7 protein-coding genes and 1 pseudogene are annotated in these 8,560 nt (G+C 35.7%); all 8 read right to left on the reverse strand.

Features of this window, described 5'->3' with window-relative positions:
- Positions 1 to 266: 266 nt before the first annotated feature.
- Positions 267 to 986 carry a YdcF family protein gene (locus HNS40_RS09200; RefSeq protein ID WP_172279972.1) on the reverse strand — a complete coding sequence of 240 codons (720 nt, stop codon included), beginning with the start codon at positions 984 to 986 and terminating at the stop codon, positions 267 to 269.
- Positions 987 to 1,385: 399 nt separating this feature from the next.
- Entirely contained in the window at positions 1,386 to 1,844 is a 459-nt protein-coding gene (locus HNS40_RS09205) for a DUF4405 domain-containing protein (protein WP_172279974.1), read from the reverse strand.
- 84 nt (positions 1,845 to 1,928) lie between these two features.
- Positions 1,929 to 2,474, reverse strand: coding sequence for an OmpH family outer membrane protein (locus tag HNS40_RS09210; protein WP_172279976.1), 546 nt, complete (start codon positions 2,472 to 2,474; stop codon positions 1,929 to 1,931).
- A gap of 153 nt (positions 2,475 to 2,627) precedes the next feature.
- Entirely contained in the window at positions 2,628 to 5,288 is a 2,661-nt protein-coding gene (locus tag HNS40_RS09215) for an outer membrane protein assembly factor (protein ID WP_172279978.1), read from the reverse strand.
- Positions 5,289 to 5,292: 4 nt separating this feature from the next.
- Positions 5,293 to 6,036 (reverse strand): isoprenyl transferase, encoded by a 744-nt coding sequence (locus HNS40_RS09220; RefSeq protein ID WP_172279980.1) that lies wholly within the window; start codon positions 6,034 to 6,036, stop codon positions 5,293 to 5,295.
- An 18-nt stretch (positions 6,037 to 6,054) separates the two neighbouring features.
- Positions 6,055 to 7,023 (reverse strand): DUF6089 family protein, encoded by a 969-nt coding sequence (locus tag HNS40_RS09225; RefSeq protein WP_172279982.1) that lies wholly within the window; start codon positions 7,021 to 7,023, stop codon positions 6,055 to 6,057.
- 19 nt (positions 7,024 to 7,042) lie between these two features.
- Entirely contained in the window at positions 7,043 to 7,921 is an 879-nt protein-coding gene (locus HNS40_RS09230; protein ID WP_253916298.1) for an NAD kinase, read from the reverse strand.
- A 476-nt stretch (positions 7,922 to 8,397) separates the two neighbouring features.
- A pseudogene (locus HNS40_RS23120) lies at positions 8,398 to 8,560 on the reverse strand (IS982 family transposase); the annotation flags it as partial.

Genomic DNA, 8,560 nt, shown 5'->3' on the forward strand with positions numbered 1-8,560 from the left:
TCGTTGTCCTTTAGTGGTATTTGTGACTTCTTTGAGCTTTTTGTGCAATAGCTTTTACGTAACTTATAGAAATAATTCGTGTAGATTCGCGTAATTCGCGGACAGTTTTATCGCTAGCGCGAAAATGTTTTCCGTGCGTATAATATGATCATGAACAATTAGTTTTCAATCTATCAATCCTTGTAAATCATCCATGCTGATTAGCTTAATTAGCCGACCGTTTTTTATTTTTTAAAATAGAGCTAGAAGTTAAGTTTGCTCTGATACTAAATCCACCCCATCATCCAGTAATAAGCTATGGCCATATACTCTCGAAACACAGAAATTTGCAAATGTAAACGAGTCCAAATAGAGTAGCGAATAGAGATTTGTTTTCCCACATCGGGCATGGAGTTGGAGCCTCCCAGTTGTGCGGCATCAAAAGCCAAAGACGTTTCGTTGGCCCGACCAAAAGAGGGTAATCCTCCCACATTGGTAAATCCAGCTTTTTGAAATGTTTTTACACTGCGATACATGTGAGCAGGGGAGCTAACCAATAAAACAGCAGGATTGCTATTGGGAAAAAATCGGGATTTCACATTCAAGGCTTCCCATCGGGTGTTGGTACCTTCGTTTTCATAAACAATTCTAGTGGAATCCACACCTCTGATGATCATCTCATGGGCCATAAGCCTGATGGAACTATTCTTATCTAGTGTATCTCCAGGGAGCGCAATGATAATCTTAGCATTCTCGTAAACTAAAGCAGCTTCTGCCCCATAATAACTTCTGATGAGCCCATTAGGGCTTGGCATTCCACTTCCTCCTAGTACTATAATCACTTCAGGATCCTCCTCTAAAGCATCTGCTGAAATGCCCAAATAATAATCAGCCCAAAATGGCAGGCTGGTGAAACTTAGAATGAGCATGATAAAACCAATGAGCCCTAAAAATAGAAATAGAGCTTTAAAGGATTTCTTTAACCAAAGAAGTATGGGTTTTATCAAAATACACATATGGTTACAAAAGTAGGGAAAACAATATTACTACAGCGAATGGAGGATGATTTTATTTAAATAACTGATGTTTAGCTCTTTGTAAGTAAGTGCATAAATACCAGTAAGGTTGTGCTTTGTACATTTATCTACTCTTAGTGTTACTTGGTGACTCCTTGGTGTCTCTTTGTGAAATAGCTATTACACAGAGTTTCTCAAAGAAAACACAAAGTTTCTCAAAGTTTAGTTTAATGAAAATGGATATTTTAAACATCTGATATCTAACAATATAGGACTATTGTAAAATCATATCTGATACATTATTAATTACTTAAAGAGGCCTGCGAAACTTCAGTTAAATGATATTGTGACCACGTAATCACATAAATACGCAACCACATAATTAGGAAACTATTTACTTTTCCGAGAAAAAGACTTTCGATGTTTATAAAAATGAACCAAGAAAATTAAAAATAAAACTACCCCTAACTTGTCATGAATTTCAAGGCAATATTCACAATCACCACCCATAATCCAGCTTAAGAAGCCAGTGGCAAAGGTAAGAGAGAAAAAAAGTAGGAACCAAGTATTATTTCTTCTTCTTCCTATCATTTCCTTACTCAATTGCATTTTCTTTTTTCTAAGAATCACATTTTCTATCCACTCCCATCGTATGGCTACATGATAGGCAATTAGGATGACAGCGAAAACACCAGAGATATTATGAACTTTCATCCAGCCTGCTTTTTTCATTCCTAGGAAATAGTTCAGACTCGATTCCTGAAACATAAAAAACATAACCAAGCCACTTATAGCCAATACAAAAAATGCGAATAAAGTACTGATGAGAATAATGATTTTTTTAGACATATTTTAAAATTAAGCTGTCAAAAATACAAGAAAAAAGCCCTCACAATGGAAGGCTTCTTGAGATATTTTGAGCTATTAAAATTTTTATTTTTGAGTATTGAAACTGTATCCTAATTCATCTAATACATCATCACTGATATCAAACTTTGGATTGGCATACATGATAGTTGCTCCACTGGCTTTGTCAAAAATGAAAGCATAGTTTTTGGTGGTTGCAATTTCCTCAATGGCATTATATATTTTGTCTTGTAGCGGCTTAATCAATTCTTGTCGTTTCTGGAATAACTCGCCGCTTTGTCCAAACTTTTCTTGCTGGTAGGCTTTTACTTCTTTTTCCATGCTGATGATTTCCTCTTCTCTCTTCTTCTTCATATCGGCAGGAAGCAATACTACATCTGCTTGATACTTTTTATAGAGGTTATCAATTTCAAGGAATTTTCCTTCAATTTCTTTTTGCCATTTTTCTGATAGCTCGTCCATTTGGTTTTGCGCATCTTGATACTCTGGAACATTATTCAAAATATAGTCAGAGTCAATATAGGCATACTTTTGAGCACTAACAGCTGAAGTCAGCATAAGGGCTAGTGCTAGAATTAATATCTTACCGAAGTTTTTATTTAATATTTTCATCTGTTGTTTTTTTTGTTTTTAATTGTCAGATGGAACTACATAAGACTAAATAATCATTATCATAGATGATAATTATTATTTAATCGTATTTCGTTTCATTTTTCCTGGGTTTTAATGTTTTTCTAATTCAATTATACCAAAACTATACCACAATTAATCGATGGACTGATTGATGGAGAAATGGAACTGACCACCATTGGCATTTGGTAAGCCTGGAACATCGTCGAAACCATAGGCCCAATCCAGTCCAAGAAGACCAAACATAGGCAAGAATACTCTCACTCCAAATCCACCAGACTTGTATACTTGGAAGGGTTTGAAATCGTCAAACGTCAACCAACTGTTACCAGCCTCAAGGAATCCCATGAAGTAAATCGTCGCACTTGGGTTTAGTGAAACAGGATAACGTAATTCCATGGTGAATTTATCGTAAATGGTACCACCTAAATTGGTATTCTTATAATAATCTGGTGTTAAGGTTTCGTTTCCATAACCTCTCAAGCTAATTAACTCTCTACCATCCATATTATTGTATCCAGAAAGCCCATCACCACCTAAATAGTAACGCTCGAAAGGAGTCACTCCAATATCAGAATTATAGGCTCCTAAGAAACCAAACTTCACTCTTGTGCTCAACACTAAGTCACCAACAACTGAAGAATACCATGCCGCTCTAATCTTCCATTTGTGGTACTCTACCCACTTGTACTTATCGTTCTCGCTCATGGTAGTATAATCTTTACCATTCAAAATACTATAAGGAGGAGTAAGTTCTAAGCTCACACCAACATCCGAACCATTACGAGGATAAATAGGAGCATCAAGAGAGTTACGGGATAGGGCAATGTTATACGCGAAATTGTTGAATTTTCCATTTCCATCTCCAACGCTAAAGATATTTCCATAGTTCTGTAGTTTATAGCTTTGAAGTTTAACGCCTTGATATAATTGGAAGAAGTCATCAGGCCAAGTCAATCGTTTACCTAAACCTACGGTAAATCCATCAATAACAAACTGACCATATCTTGGGTCGTTTCTTTCTAACTGATTGGTATATTTTGAGTGATAATAACTCACACTAAAAGCATTGGGTTTTTTACCACCCAACCAAGGCTCGGTGAAAGAAACAGAATAACTCATATAACCAGAACCATAGGTTTGGAAACGAAGACTCAATTTCTGACCATCCCCTGAAGGAATTGGACGCCATGCATCTTTCTTTAATATATTTCTTAAGGAGAAGTTATTGAAAGAAAGTCCAAGAGTACCAATGATTCTACCATAACCCCAACCACCTGATAACTCAATCTGATCGGAGGAGGTTTCTTCAACTACATATTCTATATCTACAGTTCCGTCTAATGGGTTTGGCTTTACGTCAACACCTAGTTTTTCAGCATCGAAATACTGCAACTGAGCCAATTCTCGCTGAGTACGGATAATAGCAGAGCGACTAAACAGCTGACCCGGACGAGTTCTGAGTTCTCTAATGATAACGTGGTCATTGGTTCTGGTATTTCCTTTTACAATCACATTTTTAACCGTGGCTTGGTCACCTTCTCTAATCCTGATTTCCAAATCAATAGAATCGTTCATTACGCTCACCTCAACTGGGTCAACAGAGAAGAACAAGTATCCATTATCAAGATAAAGGGAACTCACATCGGGACCGTTTTGATTGAACTGAAGATTGGTTTCTAATAATTCTTTATTATAAACATCCCCTTTTTTTATTTGAAGAACGTTTGAAAGGTCAATATTAGAATAGACAGTATTTCCAACCCATTTCACATTTCGGAAGTAATATTTATTACCTTCCTCCACATTTATATCAATATCGATTTTATTATTGCTGGCTTTGTAAATAGAATCCACAACAATCTTAGCATCACGATACCCTAATTTATTATATTTAGCTATGATGTTGGCCTTATCATCTTCATAGTTCTTTTCAATATATTTTGAAGATTTGAAGATTCTCAACTTCACATTTTCTTTATAATAAGCTTCGGCATCGTCTTGGATTTTAGGAATCTGAAGAGTGGCAACATCCTTCACAACATTCCAAACCAGTTTCTCCATATTATAGAGGGGTTTAATATGTCCCACCTCTTTGGTTTCTTTCATGGAAGCTTTTAGCTTATCGGTGCTTACTTCTTCGTTTCCGTAGATATTGATCTTGGCAATTCTTACTTTAGAGTATTTCTTAATATTGATGGTTAAAATAACTCCATTGGGTTTGGTTTCGTCCGCCTTTTTTTCAATTTCTACTTCTGCATTTAAAAATCCTTTTTCATCGAAATATTTATGGATTTTTTGCTTCGTTCTAATAATAAGGTTCTCCGTAACCACATCGCCACTCACAAGCTTTATCTTTTCACGGATATTATCCACATCTCCTTTTTTAACTCCATTGATAGAAAAACCTGTTAATCGAGCTCTTTCCTGCAATTGTATGACTAGGAAAATTCGGTTGTTTTCAATTTTTTCAATATTGATGGAGATATTTTCAAAGAGGCCTTGGCTCCAAAGTTTTTTAAGGGCTTTGGCTACATCGTCACCAGGAACATTAATGGTATTTCCAACTTGTAAGCCAGAAATCATCACCAAAGCTTTCTCATCAAGAAACTCAATGCCTTCCACTTTCACTCCTCCAATCTCGTATTTCTGAGGTCTGGAATAGTCGAGCTCTTGTACCTGTTGTCCCAGATTAATTTGAGCACTGGCTTGCCCACTCCATCCTGACAGCATCAGTATAAAGGTGATGAAGATGAGTGTTTTGTTATTATTGTATGTTATAAAATTCCTTTGCATAAGTTTATTTGCTTATCTGTTCACTGGTTTTTCCAAATCTTCTTTCTCTCCCTTGATAATCGACTATAGCTTCGTAAAAATCTTCTTTTCCAAAGTCGGGCCATAGTTTAGGGCAAAAATACAATTCGGAATAGGCTATTTGCCATAATAAAAAGTTACTGATGCGGTGTTCTCCACTAGTTCGGATCAATAATTCCGGATCTGGGATATGACTAGTAGAAAGGTGGTTTGATATTATTTTCTCGTCAATATTTTCAACTTCCAAATTTCCTTTGGAAGTTTCTTCTGCAATTTTTTTCACCATATTGGTGATTTCCCATCTTGAACTATAGCTTAAAGCTAAAGTAAGAGTTGTGCGGGTATTTTCTTTGGTGTTTTCTATGGCTTTCATCAATTCCGTATAGGTTTTGGGCTGAAGGCTTTTTAAGTCACCAATGGCATTTAATTTAATGTTATTTTTATTTAATGTAGCAGTTTCTTTATTGAGACTTTTAACTAAAAGTGACATCAAAGCATCTACTTCTTTTTGGGGTCTGTTCCAATTTTCGGTACTAAAAGCATAAAGAGTGAGGTAATCTACTCCTATTTCGGCTGCCGCTTCCACCGTGTTTCGCACCGCATTTACCCCGTTTTCATGACCAAATACGCGCAGTCGTCCCCTCTGCTTTGCCCACCTACCATTGCCATCCATAATGATAGCTATGTGTTTGGGTAATCTTTCTTTTATTACTTGGTCTTTATAATTCATCGCGCAAATTTAACATAATCAATAATATGAATCCCTTCCAAAATCACGACAACCATCATCTTTTAACAAATTGATTTTAAAGGTGAGGCTGACGCCATAAAATGCATACCAATCTTTATTGTATTCGTTGCCTCTTTTCTCTCCACTTTTATGGGAAAAAGTAGGGTCTGAATAGTATACATCATCAGTGATGGGAAACGAAATAATCTCCACTGGATTTTCAGGATTCGGAGCATAATATATTCCTTCTTCTGGATTATAACCATATAAATCCATATAATAGGAGGTGCTAATATCGTCTATATAATCATTGAAGGTTTTTCTCATTCCCCATTCAAATCCTAAACCTATTCTACTGCCTAAGCTGATTTTTAAACCAAGGCCAAAAGGAATAGCAAAAGCCGTATTTCCATAAGGAGCTTCTCTTCCTGCGAATCCTTGTCCTTCGGTACCTAAATCTCTTAAGTTTACTCCGCCACCTATTGGTTTCGGATTATATAAATACATGGCAGCTCCGGCAAAAATGTATGGAGTCCATGTGTTTTTTCTACTTCCTACAAAAAATGGAAAGAAGTTCAATTCGGCAATTAGGCTTAATTCAGTAATATCTGTTTCAAAATTCAATCCCCTATTGCTAATTGCGTAATAGATGAGGTTGGGGTCGTTGATATCAAAGTCTCCACCAGCATAAGCTTGTAGGGCATTAACTTCCATAAAGTCTTTATCATCGGCTTTTAGTTTGCCTTTGGAAGCTCCTAATCGAAAACCCCATCTTTCTTTATAATTGAATCTAAAAAATGCTCCATATGCAGGTTGTGTTGATGCAAAATGTAAATTCGGATTAATATCCCCTAAATAATAAACTCCTCCACCAAAGACTCCCACATCCATGGTTTGTGCCTTAAGGTCTAGTACTGACCCAAAACTCAGGCAGATCAAGCTCAAGAACAGCAGGCTTTTATTTAATATTTTAGTTTTACTTTTCAATGATCTCTTATTTAAATTTTTAATTCCTTTTATCGATACCCCAAAGTAGTTTCGCTCTAATGGTACCAAAGAAATTTTCTTCTGGTAATCGAACCAGTTGAATTTCAAAAGATTCTTTTTCAATTTGAAGTTCAATCCCAGATTCTAATTCAATGGTTCTGCTGTCGAGACTCACGTAAAAACCACCATCTCTATCCGCTACTTTCATGCGAACAATGGTATCGTCTGGGATAACGACAGGCCTAACAGATAAATTGTGAGGTGCAATAGGTGTGATCACAAAATTATGAGCCTTAGGATGTAAAATAGGACCGCCGGTGCTTAGCGAATATGCTGTACTTCCGGTGGGAGTGGCCACTATTAAACCATCAGACCAATAGGAATTAAGGTATTGGTCGTCCACATGAACTATCACAGAGATCATGCTATTGGGCTGTTTCTTATAAATACTGATTTCGTTTAGTGCGAAGTTTTGTTCCCCAAAAACATCTTTTGGAGTAGTAAGCTTGATAAGGCTTCTGCTTTCTAGCGTATATTTTTTCTCTACCAAGCAGTCGATGGCTTTATTGATATGTTCTTTATTAATACTGGCTAAAAAACCAAGTCTTCCTAAATTAATACCAATGATAGGAATACCGCTGTCTTGCACTAAAGTAACCGTGCTGAGCATGTTTCCATCACCACCCAAGGAAATCATGAAATCTAATTCATCTCTAATTTCAGAATGTTGGCTAAAAACAATAGGGTTTTGCATCATTATCTTTTTTCCGATGACAGAATGAAATTCTTCATGAACAAAAACTTGCGCATAAACAGAACTTAACTTGTTAAATAAAGTCTGAATGTAGGGAAAAGTCTCGCTTTTCAAATTTTTTCCGAATATGCCTATTTTAACCATCTAAAAATCAGTGTAGTTTGCTTGCGCCGTATTTAGTGCTCGGCAAAAATAAAAATTAATAAAGCCTAACAGTTTTAAAAATTCAAAATTAACAATATTTAACCGCATAAAAAGTCTTAATTTTTAGGCCTTTCCTAATACTTAGCCCATTTTAAAATACTAAATAATTAACAATTTTATTTTTTATCTTTGAGGATGGAGCATATATGAAGCATTTTGTGAAGAAAGAAAGTGGAGCAAGGAGAATTCCAATGGGGTTTTAGTTTGTGTTACCATGGTCCATTACTGAATCATTCTGCATTTTTAAATAATTAGCGCATGGTTCATCTAGACCTAAGAAGAACCATCCGAATCATTTTATAAAATGATTTAAAGTCTAAATATAAAATATGGAAATCCGATTGTAATTAAATTGATAGCGCTGGGTTATCTTGAAGTGAATTCGCATTTTTCTTAAACTAATAACCCGAGTTCGATTATAAAAACAGAGCTAATTGATCGTCTTTCTCCAAATCATATTTTATAGAAGGTTTTTTAGCAAAGAATGAATATGCGATAAGAGCGGCGATAATATTGGAGATAAAATTTTCAAAACTTCTGTGCCTAGAATGTTCAATTTGGCACATGTTTTTTAGTTCA

Origin of the sequence: Lentimicrobium sp. S6, from assembly GCF_013166635.1 — a bacterium.
Lineage (GTDB): Bacteria > Bacteroidota > Bacteroidia > Bacteroidales > UBA12170 > UBA12170.

Excerpts from the sequence above, each read along its gene's own strand:
- HNS40_RS09205 (WP_172279974.1), bottom strand. The coding sequence starts at position 1,844 with ATGTCTAAAAAAATCATTATTCTCATCAGTACTTTATTCGCATTTTTT.
- HNS40_RS09230 (WP_253916298.1), bottom strand. The coding sequence starts at position 7,921 with ATGGTTAAAATAGGCATATTCGGAAAAAATTTGAAAAGCGAGACTTTT.
- HNS40_RS09220 (WP_172279980.1), bottom strand. The coding sequence starts at position 6,036 with ATGAATTATAAAGACCAAGTAATAAAAGAAAGATTACCCAAACACATA.
- HNS40_RS09210 (WP_172279976.1), bottom strand. The coding sequence starts at position 2,474 with ATGAAAATATTAAATAAAAACTTCGGTAAGATATTAATTCTAGCACTA.
- HNS40_RS09215 (WP_172279978.1), bottom strand. The coding sequence starts at position 5,288 with ATGCAAAGGAATTTTATAACATACAATAATAACAAAACACTCATCTTC.